The organism is Isosphaeraceae bacterium EP7, assembly GCA_038400315.1.
Taxonomy (GTDB): Bacteria; Planctomycetota; Planctomycetia; order Isosphaerales; family Isosphaeraceae; genus EP7.
In genome coordinates, this window is sequence record CP151667.1 from 997202 (window position 1) to 1018183 (window position 20982).

Genomic DNA, 20982 nt, shown 5'->3' on the forward strand with positions numbered 1-20982 from the left:
CTTGCGTTCAGGACGGCGGGCTGGTCTGCGGCCCCGACCAGGCCTTCCAGCCGTAATAGGCAGGCAGGCCGGCCGCCACGCTGCCGATCGCGAACCAGGCGCTGTGCAACCCCTTGCCGTTGGGGTCATTAAAGGCCGCGACGATCAGGGCCCCGGTCACCAGCAGGAAGATGGCCGGAGTCAGCGGATAGCCGGGGACCCGGAATGGCCGTTCCAGGTCGGGCCGGCGAATCCTCAGGGCATAGACCGAGCCGACCGTCAGCATCGAGAAAAGGGAGAGGCCCACGCTCGCGTAGATCAGGATCTCGTCGAACGGGGCCGACCAAAGCAGGAGAAGGGCCCAGCCCGACTGCAAGAACGTGGCCAGGGCGGGCGTCCGGCTCCCGCGGGTCAGGCGGGCAGCGAACGAGGGGAAGAGGCCGTCGACAGCCATCGCGTGCAGCACCCTCGGGCCGGTCAGCACATAAGCGCTCAGGGTCGACCAGAGCATCAGGCCCACTGCAACCGACAGAGGACCGGCAACCCTGGGGTCGAACAGCCTGGTCGCGGCCAACTCGGCGATCGGGGCCACGGCGCCGAATCCCTGGGAGTCGACAACCCGCCGGATTTCTGAGGCCGGCAGCGCCAGGGCGTAGAACAGGTTCAGGGCCATGTAGAGCGCCGTCACCCCAACGGTGCCGATCAGGATCGACAACGGGAGCCGTCGCTTGGGGTCGCCGATCTCTCCGGCGAGGTAGCCAGCCGCGTTCCAACCCGTGTAGCCGTAGGCGATGTAGACCAGGGAGAAGAGCATCGATTGCACGGTCGATGGCCGGATTGTCGGCAGGTCGTTGAGATTCGCGAGGTTCCCACGTCCGGCGAAAATGCCGGCGATGGCCAGCAGCGTCAGGCCGCCCACCTTGATCAGCGTGATCGCCACCTGGACGCGTGCGGTGCCGCGGCGCCCGCCGACATGAATCAAGGTGAATGCGAGGATCGAGGCCGTGGCCAGGGCATGCCGGACCCACCAGCCGGTCGGCTCTGTCAGCCCGAACGGGGCCGTCAGGTACGATGCCGACGCCGACGCCGACGCGGCGATCGGGCCGGCGAAGCCGATGAAGAAGGAGACCCAGCCCGAGAGAAACGCAACAGGGGCGCCGAAAGCCTCGCGTAGGAACACGTAATCGCCACCGGTCTTCGGCAACGCGGCGGCCAGCTCGGCGATCGTCAAAGCACCGCAGAGCGCCACGACTCCGCCGACGGCCCAGAGTCCGAGCATCAAGGCGTTGCTGCCGGTGGCCGCGACGGTATAGCCCGAGGTGGTCAGGATTCCGACGCCGACCATGCTGGCCACCACGACGAACGTGGCGGTCGCCAGCCCGAATCCGGCGGGCATCGCGGGGTCGTCGGCCTGATGATTCGGCATGGAAGACGTCTCACTTTGCTTCGAAAACGACGAGGCCCGTGCGACCGGCCGGGCGATTCTCGCCTGGCGGACCACGGGCCGGAAGGGGGACGAGCGCGAGTTCTTAGCGGCGCGGCTGCGTCAGATAAGGTTCGGGATCGGGAGGCGGCGGCGGTCCATTGTCGTATGGCTGGGCAGCCGGCCGGTTTGAGGCGGGCTGGCTCTGGGAGACGGGCCGTCCCTGATTGCCCTCGGACCGAGCCTCGGAGGCAACGGCGGACGATGCGGCAACGCTGGCCTCGAGCCGGCGATAGGCACCCACGGCTTCGCCCCTGACCTGCGAATTTTTGTCGTAGGCCGAGGCCCGCTCCAGGACGATCAGGCCGCCGGGATCGCCAATATTGGCCAGGGCCCAGGCCGCTGCGATGCGCACGTCGCGGTCTTCGTCGTCCTTCAGACGGTCAACCAGGGGGGGCAAGGCCCGGGGGTCGCCCAGCCGTCCCAGGACGTTACAGGCATCTTCACGGCTATTGTCGTGATTGCTGGACAGCCGCTGGATCTGTTCCTCGACGGGGTCGATGACGATCGTCTCCGGCTGCGGGGCGGCGTAACGTATCGGTGGGTTGTACACCACGACGGGTGGGGGAGGGGCCACGACCACGGGCTCGGGATAGACGAAAATCGGCGGAGGCGGCGCGGGCGATCCGACGACCAGGTTGAACAGAGGGGCACCCATGCCGATGCCGAAGTAGCCCGACGGACGAGGCCGCTCGACGAAGATCGGCGGAGGCGGGCCCGGTCGGAACCTGCCATGGCCACCCGGATAGCCCCATTGGGGTGGGGGCGGCGGCCCGGGGCGCTGGCCGCGGGCGATGGTCGCCTGGCTGCGGTACGTGCCCGCGGGGCGCTTGATGTCGACCTCGCGCTGGACCACCCCGCCCTGGCGTTCGGAGCGGACGTGCCGCTCGATGGTCCGGCCGCGTGGCCCCGTCACGCTCGTCTCGCGGTCGATGACCTGGGCGACGGCCGGCGAGGGCAGCCCCAGAGCCGCCAGGGCCAGCCCGATCCTCAGACGCCGCTTGCGATCCATCAACAGACCCCCTCCCTGGGAGGTATGACACCCCGAACGCCCCACGATTCTGGCTCGCCGAGCAAGGCAAGAGCCGGTGCGTCGGGCCGATTTTGGCCCCGTTTGGCACTTTTGAGAAGGGCAACCTCCCGGCATTCCGGCCGCCGAGAGTGGGGGCATTTTGCCAGTTTCGAACAGATCTATATGATTAAATCACGCTTTATTTTGCAATTCCCTCTTGCTTCGGACGTGCGGTGTACTAAGATGAGGTTATTCGTTAGTGTCTGAGTGATCAAACACACCCCCAACGAAGCGAAAACGGACCACGAAGACGTGGCATTCGCTTGCATCCCTCGACGAAAGAGGACCGATGACGATGGGACGACGACTTGGCTCGGCGGCTGTCGGACGCAAGAAGCTCCAGGAACCACCCGCAGTGCATTGTCGCGACTGCGGCGGGCCGCTCGAGATTCATCAGCCGTCGGTCGACCACCCCGAGCGGTTACTCGGGACTTGCGCCGATTGCGGAGATTGGTATCAGGCCGTCCCCACGGCGGTTGGCTTCAGCCTGACGCTGATCCCCGTCCCCGAGTTCAATCCGTCGTCGTACGCGGCCGAGCCCAAGCGGCGGCTTCCCTTGGATGAACGGGCCTAATCAGGTCGTCCGGCGATGGGGGGGTCAGCTCCGGCGCCCCTTCCGCTTGCTTTTCCCTTTGTCTCCGCCTTTCGCCTTCTTTGTCGAGGCCTTCGGCGGCTTCCTGCCGCCACGCGCCGGCGCGGAGGTCGGCAGCTTCGGCACGCGCGGGCGATCGGGGCGCGCGGTCGTCGACGGCGGCAGCTCGGGCGTCTCCTCGCCTTCACCTTCGAGGGCCAGGGCGAGGTCCAGCTCGCGGCGGTCGATGTCGACCCGCGCGACTCGAACCTTCAGGCGGTCTCCCAACCGGTATCTCGTGCCTGAGCGGCGACCGACCAGGGAGTGGGTGCCCGATTCGAGGTAGAAGTAGTCTTCGCCGAGTCCGGTGATGTGGACCAGCCCTTCGGCGGGCAGCTCGACCAGGCGGGCGAAGAAGCCGAAGTCTTCCACCGCGATGATGACCGCCTCGAACGTCTCGCCAATGCGCGTGGCCAGGTGGGTCAGTAGCTTGATCTTGATGATCTCGCGCTCGGCGGCCTCGGCACGGCGCTCGGTCCGGGTGCAGTGCTCGGCCAAGGCGGCCAGCTCATCGGCGTCGCTCTTGGGCTTCTGGCCGGCCAGCAGGCTGACGAGCTGGCGGTGGACCTGAAGGTCGGGGTAGCGGCGGATGGGCGAGGTGAAGTGGCAGTAGTCCATGCTGGCGAGGGCGTAGTGTCCCTCGCGTTCGGGCGTGTAATTCGCCTGCTTCAGGCTGCGGAGCATGGCGTAGTGGACGGCGTCAGCCTCGGGCCGCTTCGAGGCCTCTGCCAGCACGTTCTGGAGCTCGAACCGGCTCTGCGGCTGGTCGATTGAGAAGCCGAGCCCGCGGACGAACTCGGCGAAGTCGTCGAGCTTCTTCGGCTCGGGGTCGGGGTGACCGCGCCTGAGGAAGCCGACCTTGGCCGCGGTCAGGTGCTCGGCGACCGCCTCATTCGCAGCCAGCATGAACTCCTCGATCACCTGGTGACTGGCGTCGGTCCCCTTCAAGTGGGCGCCGGTGACCTGGCCGGCGTCGCCCAGGTCGATCTCGACCTCGGGCATGTGCAGCTCCAGGGCCCCTCGCTGGAATCGCCTTCGCCTGAGGATCATCGCCAGCTCGAGCATCTGCCCGAGCATCGCGGTGACCTCGGGGGAGACGTACGGAGCTTCGGTCTCCTCGCCGCTCTCGGCGACGAAATCGATCTCGACGTCGTCCACGTCGTCGCCGATCCCGTCGAACGCATGGGCCAGGGCGTCGACCTTCGTGGGGACCTCCCCCTTCATGATCGCGAAGGCTTCCTCGTAGCTGAACCGGCGGTCGACGCGGATGGCCGTGCGGGCGAATTGCTTGTCGGTCCTGCGCCCTTCGGCGTCGAACTCCATGAAGGCGCTTAGCGTGTAACGCGTGTGGTCGGCCTGGAGGCTGGCCAGGCTGTTGGAGATGATCTCCGGGAGCATCGGGATCACGCGGTCGGGCAGGTAGACGCTCGTGCCCCGTGTGCGCGCGGTCCGGTCAAGCTCCGAGTTGGGCCGGACGAAGTGGCTCACGTCGGCGATGTGGACGCCCAGCGACCAGAATCCTTTTTCGTCCTTCGAGAGGGTGATCGCGTCGTCGAAGTCGCGGGCGGTCGCCGGGTCGATTGTGACGGTCAGGATCTCGCGCAAGTCGGTCCGGTCTTCGACGACCTGGTCGTCGAATTCCTTGGCCCGCTCGCGAGCTTCCATGAGGGCGTCGTCATCGAAAGTATCGGGGATCCCCAGGGCTCGGATCACCGAGAGGGTGTCGACGCCGGGCTGTCCGCGCGGGCCGAGGACCTCGGTGATGACCCCTTCGCCCTCCTTCACCGGGGTGGGATAGCGGACCATCTCCAGGGCGACCTTGTCGCCGGGCTTTGCACCCTTGGCGCCCGGGTCGCCGACGAGCAGCGGGGCGGAGAACGTGGTGCCGTCGATCTTGACGAACCCCAGGCCGGCCCGCTCGAAGTAGGTGCCGACGAACAGGCCCGAGGCGCGGCTGAGGACCTGGACGACTCGCCCCTCGGAGTTGTACCCGGGGCCCTTCGGACGCTTGGTCAGGCGGACCGCCACCTGGTCGCCGGTCGACGCGTCGCGCGAGTGGTCCGGCGCGATGTAGATCTGATCGGCCTTCTGCCCGGGCGCCGATCCCTGCGGCCGGACGAATCCGAAACCGCGGCTGGAGCGGCGGAAGGTGCCGACGATCAGGCCCTTGGTGTCGGGCACGCGTATGGTCTTGTCCTTGGCCATGTCGAGCTTGCCCGACTTGACCAGGTCGCGGACCGCCTTGCGGAACTCGGCGTAATCGGCCTCGGAGATCTCGAACTGCTTGGCCAGCGCCTTGATGGTCGAGGGCCTGTTTCCCGCCTTCACGACCGCGGCCATCAACCGAGCGGAGAGGTCATCCATCGTCATTCTCCGCGAGGGGGGCGTCGTCGGTTGAGGGGGGCGGCAGACGGTCGATCCGGTTCGATCCGGTCACTCGCTCGCCTCGCCGTCGGACTGCGCCCGTGCGCCGGGAGTCCCCTTGAAGATGCGCCTGCCGAGACTCTGATGGAAGGGGGTCCAGCTCGAGTCGCGGTTGGGGTCGTCGCGGATCTCGCGGCCGACCTGGTGGAGCTTGGCGTCGAGGTTATCCAGGTAGTGCAGGGCGACCGCTTCGGGGGTCATCGGAAGCTTGGGGCTGCCGAATTCGTGGGCGCCATGGTGGCTGACGATCATGTGCTCCAGGCGCATCAGGAGCTCATCGGGGAAGGGCTCGCCGGTCAGGTCGGGGACCTTGGCGGCCTTCTCTCGGAGCAGCACTACGCCCATGATCAGGTGGCCGACGAGCTGGCCGCGGTCGGTATAGGAGAAGGTGCGGTCGTAGCCGAGCTCGTCGATCTTGCCGACGTCGTGCAGGAAGACGCCGGTGAGCAGCAGGTCTTTGTCGACGTCCGGGTAGAGGTCGGCGATCCGGCCGGCGGCGGTCATCATGGTGACGACGTGCTCGAGCAGCCCGGCGTTGTAGGCGTGGTGGTTCTTGATGCCGGCCGGCGCGGAGGTATACTTGCGGAGGAATTCGTCGTCGATCAGGAAGCACTCGGCCAGGGCCCGCAGGTGGGGGTCGTTCAGGCCGAAGAGCATGTCTCGCAGGCGTTTGGTCAGCCTGGCGACGTTCTGGCTGGCCTGGGGCATGAACTCTTCGGGCTCGAGCCGAGCGGGGTCGATCACCTCGATGTGCGAGAGGATGACCTGCAAGGCCCCCTGAAAGAGCTGGGTCTTCCCGCGGGCGTGCAGATAATCCCCGGCCTCGAAGGTGCCGGCGAGGGCTTCCGTGGCGTTCCAGAGCCGGGCGCCGATGACGCCGGTCTTGTCACGCAATTCCAGGTGGAGGTAGAGGCTCCCCTGGCGGTTGGACCGGAGCTGCTTGTCGGCGACGAGGTAAGCCTCGTCGACGCCATCTCCGTTGGCGATCTGATTGACGTAGCGGCGGGTCATTCGGTCATCGATCGCGGGGACGGCGCAGCGTGGCCTGGGTCAGTCGGGCACGCGCCCGTCGGGAGGCCGATTGTAGGGGCGCCGTTCCGGCCGGGTCAAGGCGGCGTTGGCCGGTCCCCGAGTCGGGGGACCCTTCGGGAGGCGGCCGGGGCGAGGCTGGTAGACCACCAAGCCCGTGTGCGCGACGGTCAGCGAGAGGAGGCTGCGCCTCACGAGCCTCAGGAACCGGTGGAGTCGCAGCGGCCGGTCCGGTAGGCAGCGGGCGTAGGTCCAGGTGATCGGCAGGATCAGGGACGGATGATCGCTGGACCAGGCCGCGGCCCCTTCCAGATCGATGAGGGCCTGGTCATTCCGCCCCAGGCTCAGCCAGGCCCGGGCGCGGCCCAGGTAGTTGCGCGGATCTTCGGGGTCATAGATCAGCGCCTGCTCCCACTCGGCGACGGATTCATCGCGACGGCCGAGTGCGTCGAAGACCCTGGCGCGTACGGCGTGGACGGTCCGCTCGGCGCCACGCGACAGGGCCCGGTCCAGCTCGATCTTCGCGGCGGCCGGCTGTCCGAGCTCGAGGAGGACGAGCCCGCGGAATTCCAGTAGCCGGGGGTCGTCGGGCTCGCAGAGCAGCGCCTGATCCACGTCGGCCATCGCGGCATCCAGGCGACCGGCCCTGCGGCGAACCCGAGCGCGGACCAGAGAGGCGCGGGCATTGAGCGGCGCTTCGGACAGGGCCTTCGAGGCGTCGGCCTCGGCGGCGGCATGATCGCCCAGCGTCGACAGGATCAGGGCCGACGAGAGCCGGGCCCAGAGGTCGTCGGCCGGGTCCCCCTTGCCGTAGGCCCTTTGGGCGAGCCGTTCGGCGGCCCGGCGGAGGTCGGCCTTCAACTCGGGCCCGGCAAGGGGCATCAAGATCAGGTCTTCCGGCCTGTGGTTGTGCAGGTCGTCAACGCCAAGGGCCAGCGCGGCTCGGTTGGCCAGGCGCCGGTGCGAGGGGCTGGGGTCGATCCGTTCGGCTGCCCTGGCGTCGCGCAAGGCCTCGGCGTCCTTGCCGAGCATCAGGCGGGCCTTGGCCCGTTGCGCCATCGCATCGGCTCGCCTCGTCAGGTCCCTGGCGGCGAGCCCGTTGGGGCCGAGCAGCAGGTTGAGATCGGCCTCGGCCTCGGAGGGCCTCCCCTGGATCAGGCCGAGGAGGGCCCGGCCCAGGCGGGCCTCGACGTCGTCGCGGACCTTGGTGTCATCGTCGCCCCTGGTCCTCGCCCTCACCAGCAGGTCATCGTAGATTGCCCTCGCACGTTCCATCGACCCGGAATCAACCTCGAGCTTGGCCAGGTTGATGCGGGCGGCGCGGGCGTAATGGTCGTCCTTGGGCACGCGAATCAGGCGGTCGTATTCCTGCCTGGCATCGGCGGCGTTTCCCAGCTGCTGGTGGACGATGCCCATCTCTAGGGCGTAACGCCGGGCGAAGGCGGGATCCTGAAGGTCGCTGGGCAGACGGCCGAAGTCGTAGTGGGCCTGTTCGAATTCGCCGAGGGCCAGCTCGTTGGCATTGCGAAGGCGGTAGTGCTGCGCCAGCGCAAACCGGAAATAGGGCGAATCGGGCTCGATGGCCAGCGCGGCGGTGTCGTGCTGGAGGGCGAGGTCATCGTGCTCGACCCCCGACCCGTCGGCCAGGCTGCCGCTGCTGTCGTGGATCATGGCGAGGACGCTGTGGTACCAGGCGTTGCCAGGGTCGTCACGCGTCGCCCTGGTGAGGAAGTCGATGCTGTCGACCCGGCGGTTCTCCTCGTTCTTCAGCATCGCCCACTGGAAGCAGGCTCGTGGCGAGAGCGTCGGGTCTCCGGGTGAGGGGGCGATCGACGGGGCCGTCGTCCGTCCCTTGGCCCGGCTTGGGTCGAGCCTCGACCGCAGCGCCTCCCATGGCCCCGGGTCGGCGGCGAAGACGGCCGCGCGGCCCCAGAAGCGGTGGGCCAGGGCGAACGTGCGAAGCGCCGAGGCGTCGGGCAGTTCGTCGTGCCCGAGCGCCCAGAGGAACAGCAGCTCGTCGACCTCCCGCTTCAGCCTCGGTAGTTGTGTTTCTTGCTCCAGGAAGGTCAGGACTGTCCGCCGCTCCCACTTGCCGGTGGCTTTATTGAATTCGAAGAAGGGCTCGATCAGTCGTTCCAGGCGACCGGCCGCGTTGCCCAGGTCTTCACCCTTGTTGAGGAACACGTATCGGATCGAGCCGGCCTGGGCGAGGAACGCCTCGGCCCGGTCGCGGATCGCACGCATCTCCTGGGCCTTGGCGAGTCCCTCGATTGCCCGCTGATGGGCCTCCCAGAATTCGGGGAACGGCTTGGCGCGTGACGCGGCAGCTCGGAATCGCTCCATGGCCAGGTCGACGTTATTAGCGGCGATCGCGCCCTTGGCCTCGGTGAGAGCGTGCTTCACCTCGGTCTTCGCGTCGGCCTTGAGCTGGATCCGGTCGTCGCGCACCCTCCATGCGGTCGCCCCGGCCACGATCAGCGCCAGGGCCAGGGGGATCGAGACGATGAGGGCCCGGCGGTTGCGCCTGGACCAGCGGCGATAGCGGCTGGGAAGCGGCTCTCGGGCGTATTTCAGGGGCATGTCGTCGGCCACGGCCCGGAGGTCGATGGCAAGCTCGGTGGCGTTGGCGTACCGCTGGGATCGGTCGGGCGCCAGGCAGCGGCGGACGACGGCGTCGAGATCGGGCGGGACCTCGGGCCGGACAGCTCGCGGCGAGGCGACCACCCTCCGACGCTCGTCGGCGGCCCGCAGGAGAGTCTCAGTCACCGTCCGGGCCTTGCTGGCCGAGGCAAACGGCCGGGCTCCCGCCAGAGTCTCGTAGAGCAGGACGCCCATCGAGTAAATGTCGGATCGGGCATCGACCTCGTCGGGCAGGCCGTCGGCAAGGGCCTCCAGGTGTTCCGGGGCCATGTAGTCGAACGTCCCGCCGAGGGTCGCGGGCCCCTCGGCGTCGTCCGCGACCGACTCGCGGGCCAGATTGAAGTCGAGCAGCATCGGAAGGCCGTCGCCGGTCAGCAGCACGTTGGACGGCTTGACGTCGCGATGCAGCACACCCCGGTCGTGCGCATGTTCCAGGGCCTCGGCCATCCGCGCGGCCCACCAGGCGACGGCCCTCGGGTAGGTGCGCCTGGCCAGCGCCGCGCGGGCCGTCGACCGACCCGTTGCCGCCGCCCCGGTCTGATGGGCGATCTGGTCGAGCCTCGCCACCAGATCGCCGCCCGAGCGTACCGGCTCGTCCGCCTGGCTGGCCAGGAGTCGGGCGAGCGTCAGCCCGCCGAAATAGGGCATGCAGAGCAAGTGCAGCCCGGTCGCTGGGTCGACCCGGTACGAGTGCACCGGCACGATATTCGTGTGCTGGAGCCGGGCCAACGTTTGGGGCTCTCGCGATCCGGTGCGCGAGACCTTCAAGGCCACCGGCCGGTCGGCGAGCTGCCGCTCGCGGGCCAGAAAGACCCGGGCGAAGGCGCCCCGGCCCAGTTCCTCGACCAGGTGGAAGCCGCCGATCGTCTGGCCCGCCTCGGGGAAGGCGACGCCGCCCGACACATCGCAGTCTTGCGTCGTGGTGGTGGTGCCCGAGCCCACCAGGCCGTGGATGTCGAGCACCCTGCGCAGGGCGGTGGAGGCCTCGGGGAATCGCGCCAGGTACTCGGCCGGCTCGGGTTCCTCGCCGGCGTCTTCTCGCAGGCAGAACTCTTCGTAGGCCAGGCCGACCAGCACCTCGCCGGCGATCTCCGCCGGGAATCGCCCGCGGTAGACCTCGACACGAGGGACTTCCCCCTCCTCGGCCTTGAGGCCCATCTCGGCCCTGAGCAGGGCGAGCAGCACGGCAGGTCGCTCGGGCGGGGAGTCCGGCAGGTACGAGGCGAGGTCGGGACGCATCCCCTCGCGCCAGGCCGCCTCGAAGCGCCGTGCCAGTCGGGCCGCGCCGGGGGCCTCGGCCTCGTCCCAGGTCCGTCCGGAGGCGACTTGAGTCATTTCCGAGCCGTCCCTCACGCTCACCTCGAAGCCGGTCGATCACGCCCCAGGCCGGACCTGTCCTAGTGCGGCGGGGCCTCGTGCTGCGCCTCGGACCGTCGTCGCAAGTCTTCCAGGACACGCTGGATGGTCCGTTCGCTGACCCCGAGCCGGTCGCCGATGTCCTTGCTGGAGAGCCCCTCGGCCTTAAGCTCAAGCACGACCCGCTTCTCTTCGGGCAGCAGGTCCCTGAGCTGGTCGTAGACCTCGCGTGCCTGGGCCAGCTGGCTGGGGCTCGCCCCGCCGTCGGCGAGGTCGCGTGGCCTGTCGCCGTCGACCCAGAGCGGCTCCTCGCGGTGCATGTCCTGCTTGCGGCTGGCGGCCTTGCGATACTCGTCGATAACCTTATTTTTCGCAGCACGGGCCAGGAAGGCGACAAGATGCCTCGTATCCTGGAACTCGGCCACCCCGGGCCCGGTGCGCACCCGGTGGAAGAAGCTGCCCCAGACGCTTTGGAGGAAGTCGACCGAGTCGAACCTCGATCGGAGCAGCCGGGGCAGTTGCCTGCGCACGACCAGCCGGACCTCGGCTTCATACCGAGTGAGAAGCTCGCGTGCCGCGTCGTCGTCGCCGGCCTGGATCCTCGCCAGGAACGCCGCCAGCTCGCCGTCGCCCTCCACCTCGACTTCGCCCACGGACATGCGAACCCTCCCCTTCGAGGCCCGACTCTCCCGCCGCCCGCTCGCTTCGAAGACTACCCGGCAGAGCAACGGTTTGCCAAGGCTAGCCGCAATCCCCTCTTGCCGCCGCCATGGCCCGTGGCCGACGATGAACACCCAGGAGCAACGGAGGGAGGCCCAGACATGTCCACGATCCAGGCCCGAAGAGCCGAGCCGGAGACCCAACCCGAGGCGAGGATCTCCCTCGACTTGGCCGGCACGCTCATGACGCCCGAAGAGTTCGACTCGATCGAGGATTGGGATGAGTTCTACGTCTACGAGCTGATTCGGGGGATCCTCGTCGTGTCTCCTTCTCCTTCACCCCTCGAACGAGGGCCGGTCGACTTCCTTGCCCATGTCCTGCTGAGTTATCAGGAACGGCAGCCCGAGGGGTTGGCCTTGGATGCGACACTCCCCGAGCACACGATCCGCGTGGGTACAAACCGCCGCCGGGCCGACCGCGTCATCTGGGCCGGCCTGGGTCGACTCCCCAACTTCGCCGAGGAAACGCCGACGATCGTCATCGAGTTCGTCTCGGCCGGAAAGCGGAATCGGCATCGCGATTATGTCGAGAAGCGAGATGAGTACCTGGGTTGCGGGGTCAAGGAGTATTGGGTTGCCGACCGCTTCCAGCGTTGCATGACGGTCTTTCGGGCCGGTGAGGAACAGCGGTTGGAAGAGGCGGAGACCTATCGAACTCCTCTCCTGCCCGGGTTCGAACTCGTCATGGCCAAGCTGTTCGGCTTCATCGACCGGATGGCGGGCCAAGCCGGGGCGTAGGTGGGACGTCAGCAATTCGACCAGGATCGATCTCCTCTTCGAGTGCATCTAGCCTACCTAGCTACGGTTCCGTTAGGCTTGGGGCGGGGCGGTGCCCGGACCGGCGTTGTGGGTCGGGGGGGCGGACCGCCCGCGGTTGTCCACGGGAGAGGAGGCCGGCACCAGGCCGGCCGACGTTGATTCGATGGTGCAAGTCAAGCTGCCGGACGGTTCGGTCAAAGAGTATCCCGACGGGACGAGCCCGAAGTCGATCGCCGAAGGAATCGGCCGGAGGCTGGCCGACGCGGCCGTCGCCGCGGTGGTCGACGGAGTGATCGTCGACCTCGAGCGCCCGCTGGAGGTGGATCGCGAGACGCCCATCGAGCTGCGGCTGCTGACCGGGCGAGACCCCGAGGCGCTCGGCGTGCTGCGGCACTCCACGGCCCACATCATGGCCAGGGCCATCCTGCGGCTGTTCCCGGGGGCGCAACTGGCATTCGGGCCGACCACCTCGGGCGGATTCTACTACGACGTCGACCTGCCCGACCGGCCGCTCTCCGAAGAAGATTTCCCGGCGATCGAGCGGGAGATGGCCGAGCTGACCAAGCTGGCCGAGCCCTTCGAACGCTTCAGCCTGCCCGCCGCCGAGGCCCGAACCTTCTGCGGCGACCTGGGGCAGGGCTACAAGGTTGAGCACATCGACGACGAGCTGCACAAGTTCGGCATCCTCAGTTTCTACCGCCAGGGGGAGTTCGTCGACCTCTGCCGCGGCCCGCACATCCCGCACGCCGGCAAGGTGGGCGCGTTCAAGCTGCTTTCCATCGCCGGGGCTTACTGGAAGGCCCACACCGACCGCAAGATGCTCCAACGCGTCTACGGCACCGCCTTCTTCGACAAGAAGGAGATGGACGCCCACCTCACACGGCTGGAAGAGGCCAAGAAACGGGACCACCGGCGGATCGGCAAAGAGCTGAACCTCTTCACCATCTCGCCCCTGGTCGGCTCGGGCCTGGTGCTCTGGATGCCCAAGGGGGCGACGATCCGCGGGGTCCTGGAGACGTTCCTCAAGGACGAGCTGATGCGCCGGGGCTATCAGCCGGTCTACACGCCGCACATCGGCAAGATCGAGCTGTACCAGACCAGTGGCCACTATCCTTATTATAAGGACAGCCAGTTCCCGCCGATCCGGATGCTCAGCGACGCCGCCATGGCGTTGGTGGATGGCCTGGAAAAGGGGACGATCGACGACGTCGGGCAGAAGAAGCTGCTCGCCGACGCCGGAATCCCGGAGAACATGCACGGCAAGGAGGGGACCCCCGCCACGTCGTACTTCGCCCTCGACCCGGCCGGGCGAGTTGGTTATGTGCAGGACCTTGGCGTGAGCGAGGAATACCTGCTCAAGCCGATGAATTGCCCGCATCACATCCAGATCTACGCCGCGCAGCCGAGGAGCTACCGCGACCTGCCCGTCAGGCTCGCCGAGTTCGGCACCGTCTACCGCTACGAGCAGTCGGGCGAGCTTTCCGGGATGACGCGCGTCCGCGGCTTCACCCAGGACGATGCGCACCTCTTCTGCACCGACGAGCAGGTTCGGGCCGAGTTCCGCTCGACCCTGGAACTGACCCAGTTCGTGCTGACGACCCTGGGCCTGGACGACTACAAGGTGCGGCTCTCGCGCAGCGACCCCGACGATCCCAAGTATCAGGGGGCTGAAGGGGCCATCTGGCAACGGGCCGAGGCCGACATCCGGGCGGTTCTCGACGAGATGGGCCTGCCCTACGAAGAGGCACCAGGCGAGGCCGCCTTCTACGGGCCCAAGGCCGACTTCATCGTCAGGGACTGCATCGGCCGGAGCTGGCAGCTCGGCACAGTGCAGCTCGACTACGTCCTGCCCGAGCGGTTCGGCCTCGAGTACACCGGCGCCGACAACCAGCCGCACCGGCCGGTCATGATCCATCGCGCGCCGTTCGGCAGCATGGAACGGTTCATGGGGATCCTGATCGAGCACTTCGCCGGCGCCTTCCCGCTCTGGCTGGCCCCCGAGCAGGTCCGCGTGCTCCCCATCTCCGAGAAGGTGGCCGACTACGCCCAGACGGTCCTGGACTCCCTCCGAGCCGCCGGCCTGCGTGCCGAGATCGACGGCCGACCCGAGAAGATCGGCTCGAAGATCCGCGACGCCCAGCTCGAGAAGATCCCTGTGATGCTCGTCGTGGGCGTCAAGGAAGCCGAGGCGGGCCTTGTCTCCTATCGAGATCGCCTCGACGGCGACAAGGGAGCCAAGCCCCTGGCCGAGGTCGTCGCCCAGCTCAAGTCTGAGTCCGACTCCCGAGCCTATCGCCCGCCGACACCACCCCCCGCCGTGGACACGGATGAGCACCACGGCGAGGATCATACCTACTGATCCCCCGGGATCGCCTCGCCTGGAGAGTCAATCGGGCGGGGCGACCTCTTTTTGGATTCGTTCTAAGTTGTTTTTGTGATGATGGTTGCTGCGTGGAGGCATGAGGCCCGGAGCGACTCGGTCGAAAGTCCGTCGGCATCGCTGCGGAGGTGACCGCAATTCTTAGTTCGCTGCGATCTCGGCGCCGTTTGCAACGACGGATTCGGCCGGCTTGCGGGGCCAGGCGGCAGCGAGAAGCGCGAGGGCTTCGGGAGTCGCCCCTCCTCTGCGGGCGAAGCGACGGGCGGCGGCGGGGTTGTGGAGGAGTGGGATTCGCTCGATTTCGGCCTGAGTTCTGAGTCGAAGGCCGCCAGGGCCGCGGACGACGGCCCGGACCAGGATGGGCTTGGGGGGTGGGCCTCCGCTGAGCACCAGGGTCAGGCCGGCGGGGCCGGTCAGGATCAGTCGAGCCCCGACGAGGGCGTCGGTCGGCTCCTTTCGCCAGGCCTCGGCTTGCTTGCGGCGTCGGGTACGCAAGGCCGGGTCACCATCGGAGGCCTTGGCCTCCTGGCGACTTTCCTCGGGGGTCGACATCAGCCGGGTCGTGAACTGGCGATGACGCATAGCAAGGTCCACCAGGCCAAGCGCCGTGGTGGCCAGGGCGAGTGCCCCCACGAGCTCGCGGGCGGCACGCGCCGAAGCGATCGCGACGCCGCCGATGCCCAGGTCGGCCAGGCTCTGCCAGGCGGGAAGCCGCCAGCAGATGAGCCAGGCCGCGGCCAAGACGATGAGCGTCGCCCGGGCCAGGCCCCAGAGCCCACGCGAACCGCGCGAGACTAGGCTCTCCCCGTGGCCCGAGAGGCGTGCGATGTCGGGCACAAGGAGTTGCGGGGCGAAGAGGCCCATGACCTGCGTCTGGTGGGCCAGGATCGCCGCCAGCCATGCGCCGCCGACGATGCCCAGCAACGGCAACATGGACGAGAGGAGCGGTTCTCGCAGGGAATCAACCAGTGAGGAAGGGTCGATCTCGGGGCCAATCGACCCGGAGAGAGGCAGGGAGATCAGCGCGACGAGGCCATTGGCCAGGGCGTCACCCCAGATTCCGAGCAGGGCTACGCCGGCGAGCAGCCCGGCAGCGGCAGTCAACTCGGGACTATGGGGGACCTGGCCGTGCTCTCGGGCCATCAAGAGCCGACGCTTGGAAGGGGCCAGTGTCCTGTCTTCGGCGTCTTCCGACACGATCAATCCTCGGCGAAAGGTCTGAGCCGGACGAAGTGTTGCGAGTGGCTTGCGTAAAGGCGTAAGGTTGACGCTTTTTTGACGTCAGCGAGATAAGGCTGTTCGTCTCCATGTGCGAATAGGCGGCGAGGTTATTCGGTCAATCCCGCCACGGCCCAATCTTGCCAGGCATTCGAGAAGGTTGCGGCGAGCGTCGCGACACCGAGGCCGACCGTCAGCAGCCCGACGAGGAAGCGGACCGGAAGGGCCAGGGCGACGAGCTGGAGCGACGGGGCGGCACGGCCCAGAAGTCCCACGGCGAATCCGGCCAGCGCGATCGCCAACGCCGGCGGGGCGGCCGCGCGGATGGCCAACGAGAGGGCGTCGCCGACGCGGGCGAAGGCCCAGGCGGCCAGGTGCTCGGTGAGCGGGAGGCCGCCCAGCGGGACGACCTGATAGCTCTCGATGACCGACTTGACCAGGACCCAGGGGCCGTCGAGCGCGAGAAACGTCGCGACGGCCACGGCGCCATAGAGGTGCCCCAGCGGAGTGAGCCAGTCGCCCGCCTCGGGGTCGAAGAGGGCCGCCGGCGAGAGGCCCGCCTGGAACCCGACGATCTCGCCGGCCTGCCGAGCACCGGCCACGATCAACGCCGCCGAGAGTCCGAGCGCGCCGCCGGTGACGACCTCGGCCAGCAGCGACGTGACTCCGGCGGGCAAGCCTGGCCACGGAAGCGCCTCGGCGGACAGTGCGCCGGCACGCAGGACGGCCGGGGCCAGGGAAAGGCCCAGGAGCCCGGCGAGGATCAGGCGCATCCTGGCACCAAGGCCCGGCGTGCCGAGGGCGGGGGCGACCGAGGCCAGGCCGAAGAGGCGCGCGGCGACCAGGGCGACGGGCCACCAGGCCTGTAATCCGGTGAGCTGAGCCCAGCTTGCTTGGGTCATCGGGTCGCTCCGTCTGGCCGCATCAGAGCTTGTCCGGGATCGAGCCGATCAGCTCGACGGTGTAGGACACCCAGCGGGAGACCAGCCAGGGGAGCGCGACCATCGCCGCGAGCAGCACCGCGACGAGGCGCGGGACCATCGCCACGACGGGCTCGTGCATCTGGGTCAGGGTCTGGGCCACACCGACGAGCAGGCCTACCACCAGGGCCACCACCAGCAGAGGCCCGCCCAGCAGGAGCGCCATGCGTAGGGCTTCGGCCGACCAGTCGACAACGAGCGAGCTATCCATCGTGCCTCCCCTCCGATCGGTTGCTGCGAGAAAGGTCTAGGAGAAGCCGCGGAGGAGCATGCCGGCGACGAGCATCCAGCCGTCGGCCAGCACGAATAGGATCAGCTTCAATGGCATCGAGACCAGCGAAGGAGGGAGCATGAACAGGCCCATCGCGGCCAGTACGGCGGAGACGACGAGGTCGACCACCAGGAACGGGAGGTAGATGGCGAAGCCGATCCAGAGGGCCGTCGTCAGCTCGCTGAGCAGATAAGCCGGGGCGACCACGATCAAGGGGAACTCGTCGACGTAGTCGGGCTCGACGCGGCCGGGCCCGGGGGGGGCGGTGAGGTCGTGCAGCTCTTCGAGGTATCCCTGATGGCCCGTGCGGACGATCTGCCGGAGCATGAACGCCTTGATCGGGGCGGAGCCGGCCTCCCAGGCCTGGGTCGCATCCAGGCGATGCTCGGCGAACGGGGTGATGGCGTGGTCGTAGACGTCGGTCGCCACGGGCCTCATCACCAGGGCCGTGAGCAGCAAGGCAAGGGCGGAGAGCACCTGGTTGCCGGGGACCTGCGGGCTGCCGAGGGCCTGACGCAGGAGAACGAGCACGATGTTGATGCGCACGAAGGCCGTGACCATCAGCACCGCCGCGGGCGCCAGTGACACAGCGGCAAAGAGCGGCACGCCTTGCAGATTCTTGAACCAGTCCGTCGGCTGCATGGCCGGCGACCCGGTCGATGCCGAGGCAGCCGGAGCCTGGGCCTGCTGGATCGAAGGATCAGCGGGACTGATCGCGGGTTGGACCGACGAGACGCCAGTGACGGCTGGCGGTACCGTGACGACTGGCTTGGCCTTCACGGACTGAGGGGCTCGGTTGAGGCGAACCTGGGGCGGTTGCTCCTCGGGGCCGGCCCCGAGGATCGCGAAAAGAGTCGCGACACTCAGAGCGAGGACGAGCGAACGTGACGGATTCTTGAGGAGGTTCATGCTCATGCGCCTTCCCCCCGCCGGGCGTCCCGGGTGGCGAGGGTCGCGGCACGCGTCGAAGCCAGAAGTGGCGTGACGGCGGGCCGCCTGCCGACGCCTGCGAGCCGGCCGATCTCGTCGGCATCGTCGATTTCTCCGAGCAAGGATGGAGCCCCCTGGGCGCCGGTGCCGACAATCAGAATACGGTCGCCGACTTGCACCAGAGAAACCGCTTGCTTGGAGCCGAGGGACGTGCGGCCCAGCACCCGCAGGGTCGCCGGATCTCCTCCGGGCCGATAGCCGCGAGCCGCCAGGCTAGCCCATCCGAAGGCCGCGAGGGCCAGGCCCACCCCGGCCGTTCCCAGCCACCAGAACCCCGACGAAGCGGGCTCGGCGACGCTGCCGCGGGCCCCTTTGTTCGTCCGAGGGATGCGCCCGGCGGGTTCGTGATCGCGGGCCGTCGAGGGCAGGGCGAGCGTCGCCGGAGGCTCAACGGCCTTCGCAGGCGTAGAGATCCCGACGCAGACAAGCCACGTCAGCAGGACGAGGCGGGCCGCGACGGCTCGAGGTGTCGCGGGCGGTCCCGCGGGCCTTCGCAAATGCATCGGCGGATCCTTGCCGGGCCTGGGTGTCGGTTCGTGGGCTGTGGCCGCGCTCCGCGCGTCCGTTCGTGCCGAAAACGGCCTCTCGCCCGTCCCCTTGGATGGAGGCGGGCGGGAGGCGAATCGGTCGGGTCAGGCGACCATATCGGCCATATCTTCGGGGTCGTCGAAGGCGACCTGGCTGAAGCGGCTAAGTCGACAGAGCGCCTCGACGACGGCCCTCTGTGCCAGGCGGACGGACTCCAGGGAGACCGGCCCGTAATCCTCCATCGTCCGCTCGATCTGAGCGGCGAAGGCGGCGGGAAGCTTGGTGAGGATTTGCTTGCGGACGAAGGCGGGGGCACCGATGAGGGCCTCCAACACTTCGCCGGGGGTCACCTGGTTGAGGACGGCCCGCAGGTCGCCCGAATCCAAGGAGCCGAGGTCTTCGATCTCGACGAGGTCAGACAAGGATTTCCTCCTGGCCGCTCGGGTCCGGAAGCGTCAAGAGACCGAGGTCGTGGAGCTGGCGGAGCCGATCGGCCAGCTCGGACTGCGCGGCCTCCGCGTCGTCCAGCTTGAAGTGGCCCACCCGCGCGAGTTCGAAGGCCAGGGCGTCGGCCGAACCGGCCGGGAGCGCCCTGAGCAGCTTTTCACGCGCGGGCCTGGCGGCACCGGCCAGGGCCAGGGCCCAGGTCGCGGCATCTTCGTCATGGAACGCGCTGCACAAGTCTCTATCGTCCATCGTGACCACGTCATCGAACACGAATCGGAGCCGCCTGAGACCCAGGCCGTAAAATTCCTCAAGGACGGCTTGTTGTTCAGCGGGTGCGATGCGATCGAGCCGTGCGATTTCGAGGGTCACGGCCTCGACGGACGCCCGGTCGAGCTGCGCAAGGAGAAGCTGGGCAAGGGGTTGCTCCAAGCTGATGACGAGGATGGCCGCCTTGCGGATCTGCGACGAGCCATCATCGGCGGATTCGACGCCGTGGAGGTGCGGATCGGGGACGGCCTGGCCGTTGGTAGGGGTCCTGGCGTCGGCGCGGATCATGCGACCTGTCCCCCTTCGCCGATCCAGCGTTGGAGCACGCCGGCGGCGGCCTCGGGATTGTTGCGGATCAGGTCGCGGACCCTACCCGACGGTCCGGGGCCGGTGCCTGCGGCGTCGGTCTCGGCCAGGTCGAGCCCGGAGCCACCGCGCCTCGGCTGTGCGGCCACGATCGGGGCGGGCCTGCGGGCGAGCCGGCCCAGCAGCAGGGCCCCCAGCAGCGTGGAGATGGCCACGCCCAGGCCGAGCGCCACCGGGAACCAGGGCTCCGACCTCCATCCCGACGGTTGCGACGGGGGAGCGGTTACCGTCGCGTTCTCGGCGACCTGATCGGGGATCGTGATGATCTTGATCTCGCCGAGCTCGTCGGCCGGTACCAGGGCGGCGACGGCCGTCTGGATCAGAGACGAGGTCTTCTGGAGGTACGGGAGCAAGTCATCGGCCGAGGGAGAACGCCTCGGGACCGCGTCGCGGAAGCAGGCGACGTAATAACTGCGGGGAACCTGAATCAGGACCGTGGTCAGGCCTGGCCTGCGCGGTGCCGGGGCTTCGGCCACGGGGCCGGTCTCGGGCTCAGACTCTTCGTCGAGGCTAATCCCACGGTTGGCCAGTGCCCTGGGAGCTTCGGTCCCGATCGGGGCGACTGCCGGGGTCGCGGCGACGGGGACGGGGGCATCGACCCGGACAATGACGCGTAGTTCGCGAATCCAGTCGAGCCGAGAGGCGATGTCGGCCTCAAGCTCCTCCTGGCGCGCTTTCGCGAGCGAGAGCTGGCCGATCGATGGGTTGCCCGCGGCGAGATAGGGGTGGCCCTTGGTGTCGATGACGCTGACGGCGTCGGGCTTGAGGTCGGGCTCGTAGCCGACGAGGAGCTGAATTGCCTGGATCGTCTCGGAGCCGAGCTTCCGGTCGTGGGTCGTCTTCAGCCAGACCGACGCCCTGGGGGGCTCCCAACCGCGGAGACCGCTGCGTGTCCTGGGCCGGTTGATCGAGACGTGCGCCGAGTCGATGCCGTCGAGTTGGTTGATCTTCAACTCGAGGATGCGCTCCTTGATTCGGTTACGCTTCTCCTCGTGGGCGGCCGACGACTCGAAGATCGAGGAGTCCTGGAGCTGCTGCTCGAGGTCGGCGATGGAGATGGGGCCGACCTTCTTCTTCTCGATGGTGTCGGTGGCTTCCTTGATTTTTTCGGAACGGACGCCGATCCGGCCTCGCTCGTCGGAGCGGTGGGCGATCGACTTGGCGTCCAGGGCCCGGGTGATGGCCATGGCCTCATCGGAGTTGAAGGAACGCCCGTCATACAACCAGACCACGCTCTCGGCGGGCTGACCGTTGGCGAGGTATCCGGCGACGAGCGCCAGGGCCAGCGGGGCGATGAGCAGCCCGAGCCTGGCGGCGGGCGGCAGGGCCGCGGCCCAGCGTTTGGCGCGGGCGGCCTGGCCGCGGACCCGGCCCGGCAGCGAACCCGAGTCGGGATTGTCGGTCCGCATTGGCGTCCCCCTCCTGGCGACAGTTCCCCGGCCC

The 20982-nt window shown here is 68.3% G+C and carries 17 protein-coding genes; 3 read left to right on the forward strand and 14 right to left on the reverse strand.

The genetic code is table 11. The features are described 5' to 3' along the window. Positions 1 to 7 precede the first annotated feature (7 nt). The gene (locus tag EP7_RS03985; RefSeq protein WP_463526294.1) at positions 8 to 1405 is read right to left on the reverse strand and encodes an APC family permease; all 1398 of its coding nucleotides are present in this window, start codon (positions 1403 to 1405) and stop codon (positions 8 to 10) included. A 103-nt stretch (positions 1406 to 1508) separates the two neighbouring features. Next, positions 1509 to 2474 carry a HEAT repeat domain-containing protein gene (locus EP7_RS03990; protein ID WP_463526295.1) on the reverse strand — a complete coding sequence of 322 codons (966 nt, stop codon included), beginning with the start codon at positions 2472 to 2474 and terminating at the stop codon, positions 1509 to 1511. Between the two features lie 355 nt (positions 2475 to 2829). Between EP7_RS03990 and EP7_RS03995 the strand changes: the two genes are divergently transcribed. Next, positions 2830 to 3108, forward strand: a complete 279-nt coding sequence (locus EP7_RS03995) for a hypothetical protein (protein WP_463526296.1) — start codon at positions 2830 to 2832, stop codon at positions 3106 to 3108. A 24-nt stretch (positions 3109 to 3132) separates the two neighbouring features. Here EP7_RS03995 and EP7_RS04000 read toward each other — a convergent pair whose 3' ends face one another. From EP7_RS04000 to EP7_RS04015, 4 genes are all read right to left on the reverse strand, one after another. Beyond that, on the reverse strand, positions 3133 to 5529 hold the full coding sequence (locus tag EP7_RS04000; protein WP_463526297.1) for a ribonuclease R family protein: 2397 nt from the start codon (positions 5527 to 5529) through the stop codon (positions 3133 to 3135). 69 nt (positions 5530 to 5598) lie between these two features. Then, a complete protein-coding gene (locus EP7_RS04005; RefSeq protein ID WP_463526298.1) occupies positions 5599 to 6600 on the reverse strand; it encodes a 3'-5' exoribonuclease YhaM family protein in 1002 nt (333 codons plus the stop codon). A gap of 39 nt (positions 6601 to 6639) precedes the next feature. Beyond that, entirely contained in the window at positions 6640 to 10593 is a 3954-nt protein-coding gene (locus EP7_RS04010; RefSeq protein WP_463526299.1) for a protein kinase domain-containing protein, read from the reverse strand. A gap of 62 nt (positions 10594 to 10655) precedes the next feature. Then, positions 10656 to 11273, reverse strand: a complete 618-nt coding sequence (locus tag EP7_RS04015; protein WP_463526300.1) for an RNA polymerase sigma factor — start codon at positions 11271 to 11273, stop codon at positions 10656 to 10658. 162 nt (positions 11274 to 11435) lie between these two features. On the opposite strand from EP7_RS04015, the gene EP7_RS04020 reads away from it, so the two are divergent. Beyond that, positions 11436 to 12071, forward strand: a complete 636-nt coding sequence (locus EP7_RS04020) for a Uma2 family endonuclease (RefSeq protein WP_463526301.1) — start codon at positions 11436 to 11438, stop codon at positions 12069 to 12071. A 184-nt stretch (positions 12072 to 12255) separates the two neighbouring features. After that, the gene (gene thrS, locus EP7_RS04025) at positions 12256 to 14451 is read left to right on the forward strand and encodes a threonine--tRNA ligase (RefSeq protein WP_463526302.1); all 2196 of its coding nucleotides are present in this window, start codon (positions 12256 to 12258) and stop codon (positions 14449 to 14451) included. Positions 14452 to 14613: 162 nt separating this feature from the next. Here the strand turns inward: thrS and EP7_RS04030 are convergent, their stop codons facing one another. From EP7_RS04030 to EP7_RS04065, 8 genes are all read right to left on the reverse strand, one after another. Continuing rightward, on the reverse strand, positions 14614 to 15669 hold the full coding sequence (locus EP7_RS04030; RefSeq protein ID WP_463526303.1) for an EscU/YscU/HrcU family type III secretion system export apparatus switch protein: 1056 nt from the start codon (positions 15667 to 15669) through the stop codon (positions 14614 to 14616). Between the two features lie 131 nt (positions 15670 to 15800). Beyond that, positions 15801 to 16592 (reverse strand): flagellar biosynthetic protein FliR, encoded by a 792-nt coding sequence (locus tag EP7_RS04035; protein ID WP_463526304.1) that lies wholly within the window; start codon positions 16590 to 16592, stop codon positions 15801 to 15803. 22 nt (positions 16593 to 16614) lie between these two features. After that, a complete protein-coding gene (locus EP7_RS04040) occupies positions 16615 to 16881 on the reverse strand; it encodes a flagellar biosynthetic protein FliQ (RefSeq protein WP_463526305.1) in 267 nt (88 codons plus the stop codon). A 36-nt stretch (positions 16882 to 16917) separates the two neighbouring features. Then, positions 16918 to 17856 carry a flagellar type III secretion system pore protein FliP gene (locus EP7_RS04045; RefSeq protein WP_463526306.1) on the reverse strand — a complete coding sequence of 313 codons (939 nt, stop codon included), beginning with the start codon at positions 17854 to 17856 and terminating at the stop codon, positions 16918 to 16920. Next, positions 17853 to 18434 carry a FliO/MopB family protein gene (locus EP7_RS04050; RefSeq protein WP_463526307.1) on the reverse strand — a complete coding sequence of 194 codons (582 nt, stop codon included), beginning with the start codon at positions 18432 to 18434 and terminating at the stop codon, positions 17853 to 17855. Before EP7_RS04050 ends, EP7_RS04045 begins: the two co-directional genes overlap by 4 nt. Before the next feature lie 129 nt (positions 18435 to 18563). After that, positions 18564 to 18881, reverse strand: a complete 318-nt coding sequence (locus EP7_RS04055; RefSeq protein ID WP_463526308.1) for a FliG C-terminal domain-containing protein — start codon at positions 18879 to 18881, stop codon at positions 18564 to 18566. After that, on the reverse strand, positions 18874 to 19461 hold the full coding sequence (locus tag EP7_RS04060) for a FliG C-terminal domain-containing protein (protein WP_463526309.1): 588 nt from the start codon (positions 19459 to 19461) through the stop codon (positions 18874 to 18876). The genes EP7_RS04055 and EP7_RS04060 overlap by 8 nt, the downstream gene beginning before the upstream one ends. After that, positions 19458 to 20948 (reverse strand): hypothetical protein, encoded by a 1491-nt coding sequence (locus EP7_RS04065; RefSeq protein WP_463526310.1) that lies wholly within the window; start codon positions 20946 to 20948, stop codon positions 19458 to 19460. The genes EP7_RS04060 and EP7_RS04065 overlap by 4 nt, the downstream gene beginning before the upstream one ends. Between the last annotated feature and the right edge of the window lie 34 nt (positions 20949 to 20982).

Bases quoted from the DNA above. Each gene is read 5' to 3' on its own strand.
- EP7_RS03985 (WP_463526294.1), bottom strand. From the start codon at position 1,405: ATGCCGAATCATCAGGCCGACGACCCCGCGATGCCCGCCGGATTCGGG.
- EP7_RS03990 (WP_463526295.1), bottom strand. From the start codon at position 2,474: ATGGATCGCAAGCGGCGTCTGAGGATCGGGCTGGCCCTGGCGGCTCTG.
- EP7_RS03995 (WP_463526296.1), top strand. From the start codon at position 2,830: ATGGGACGACGACTTGGCTCGGCGGCTGTCGGACGCAAGAAGCTCCAG.
- EP7_RS04000 (WP_463526297.1), bottom strand. From the start codon at position 5,529: ATGGATGACCTCTCCGCTCGGTTGATGGCCGCGGTCGTGAAGGCGGGA.
- EP7_RS04005 (WP_463526298.1), bottom strand. From the start codon at position 6,600: ATGACCCGCCGCTACGTCAATCAGATCGCCAACGGAGATGGCGTCGAC.
- EP7_RS04010 (WP_463526299.1), bottom strand. From the start codon at position 10,593: ATGACTCAAGTCGCCTCCGGACGGACCTGGGACGAGGCCGAGGCCCCC.
- EP7_RS04015 (WP_463526300.1), bottom strand. From the start codon at position 11,273: ATGTCCGTGGGCGAAGTCGAGGTGGAGGGCGACGGCGAGCTGGCGGCG.
- EP7_RS04020 (WP_463526301.1), top strand. From the start codon at position 11,436: ATGTCCACGATCCAGGCCCGAAGAGCCGAGCCGGAGACCCAACCCGAG.
- thrS (WP_463526302.1), top strand. From the start codon at position 12,256: ATGGTGCAAGTCAAGCTGCCGGACGGTTCGGTCAAAGAGTATCCCGAC.
- EP7_RS04035 (WP_463526304.1), bottom strand. From the start codon at position 16,592: ATGACCCAAGCAAGCTGGGCTCAGCTCACCGGATTACAGGCCTGGTGG.
- EP7_RS04040 (WP_463526305.1), bottom strand. From the start codon at position 16,881: ATGGATAGCTCGCTCGTTGTCGACTGGTCGGCCGAAGCCCTACGCATG.
- EP7_RS04045 (WP_463526306.1), bottom strand. From the start codon at position 17,856: ATGAGCATGAACCTCCTCAAGAATCCGTCACGTTCGCTCGTCCTCGCT.
- EP7_RS04050 (WP_463526307.1), bottom strand. From the start codon at position 18,434: ATGCATTTGCGAAGGCCCGCGGGACCGCCCGCGACACCTCGAGCCGTC.
- EP7_RS04060 (WP_463526309.1), bottom strand. From the start codon at position 19,461: ATGATCCGCGCCGACGCCAGGACCCCTACCAACGGCCAGGCCGTCCCC.
- EP7_RS04065 (WP_463526310.1), bottom strand. From the start codon at position 20,948: ATGCGGACCGACAATCCCGACTCGGGTTCGCTGCCGGGCCGGGTCCGC.